The organism is Pseudomonas sp. DrBHI1, from assembly GCF_002205115.1.
In the GTDB taxonomy this organism is placed as follows: domain Bacteria; phylum Pseudomonadota; class Gammaproteobacteria; order Pseudomonadales; family Pseudomonadaceae; genus Aquipseudomonas; species Aquipseudomonas mosselii.
The window spans coordinates 1-1,301 of the sequence record NZ_NIBE01000098.1 but is presented as its reverse complement, the minus strand read 5'-3'; the positions used below and the strand labels follow the sequence as shown (position 1 = coordinate 1,301).

Genomic DNA, 1,301 nt, shown 5'->3' with positions numbered 1-1,301 from the left:
CGCGCCATGCATGATCTCGCTGGCGAACACCTTGGAGGCGTGGGGCAGGTCGCGGGAGATGCGGATCTTCGAGCGGATGTAGGCGCTGAGCACCTCTTTCGGATCGCCGTCGGCGTTGAACGGCGTCGAGGCCTGCATGATCGGCGCGATGATGCTCTCGAGCACCTCGCGGTAGAGGTTTTCCTTCGACTTGAAGTAGTAGTACACGTTCGGCTTGGGCAGGCCGGCCTTGGCCGCGATGTCGCTGGTCTTGGTGGCGGCGAAGCCCTTGTCGGCGAATTCTTCACTGGCCGCGCGCAGGATCAGTTCCTTGTTGCGCTCGCGAATGGTGCTCATTGTCAGGGGTCTTCCTGTTGTCTGGCCCCCTGCAAATGGGGTCCGGCATGGTAGCACCCGCCCGGACGAGCGCTCAAGGCAGCGTCTTTGGGCTAGAATCCCGGCCATACGAACCTACTGGAAACATTTTGACATGGCAGGAAGCAGCTTACTGGTATTGATCGACGATATCGCCACGGTACTCGACGATGTCTCGTTGATGACCAAGGTCGCGGCGAAGAAGACCGCAGGGGTGCTGGGTGATGACCTGGCGCTCAACGCCCAGCAGGTCACCGGCGTGCGCGCCGAGCGCGAGATCCCGGTGGTGTGGGCGGTGGCCAAGGGCTCGCTGGTGAACAAGGCGATCCTGGTGCCGGCGGCGCTGCTGATCAGCGCGTTCATTCCCTGGGCGGTGATTCCGTTGCTGATGGTCGGCGGCGCCTACCTGTGCTTCGAGGGTTTCGAGAAGCTGGCGCACAAGTTCCTGCACAGCAAGGCCGAGGATGAGGCGCAGCACGAGGCGCGCAAGGCGGCTGTGGCGGACGAGCAGGTCGACCTTGTGGCTTTTGAGAAGAGCAAGATCAAGGGCGCGGTGCGCACCGATTTCATCCTCTCTGCCGAGATCATCGCCATTACCCTGGGCACCGTGGCCGATGCGCCGTTGAGCCAGCAGATCATCGTGCTGTCAGGGATCGCCATCGTCATGACCCTGGGGGTTTATGGCCTGGTGGCAGGCATCGTCAAGCTCGATGACCTGGGGCTGTGGATGACCAAGAAAGCCTCGGCGCTGAGCCAGGCGGTGGGCAACGGTATCCTGCGCGCCGCGCCGTACATGATGAAGAGCCTGTCGGTGATCGGCACCGCGGCGATGTTCCTGGTCGGCGGCGGCATCCTGGTGCACGGCATCGCGCCGCTGCATCACGCCATCGAGGCGTTCAGCGAAGGGCGGGGCGGGGCGTTGACCGGGGCGCTGCTCAATGGTGTGG

2 protein-coding genes are annotated in these 1,301 nt (G+C 63.6%); one reads left to right on the top strand and one right to left on the bottom strand.

Annotation, left to right across the window (positions count from 1 at the left end):
• Positions 1 to 336: TetR/AcrR family transcriptional regulator (locus CC207_RS27860; protein ID WP_256582137.1), on the bottom strand; the 336-nt coding region annotated here is incomplete at its 3' end.
• Between the two features lie 133 nt (positions 337 to 469).
• Between CC207_RS27860 and CC207_RS19945 the strand changes: the two genes are divergently transcribed.
• Positions 470 to 1,301, top strand: an 832-nt coding sequence (locus CC207_RS19945) for a DUF808 domain-containing protein (RefSeq protein WP_050706607.1), incomplete at its 3' end; no start/stop codon positions are given.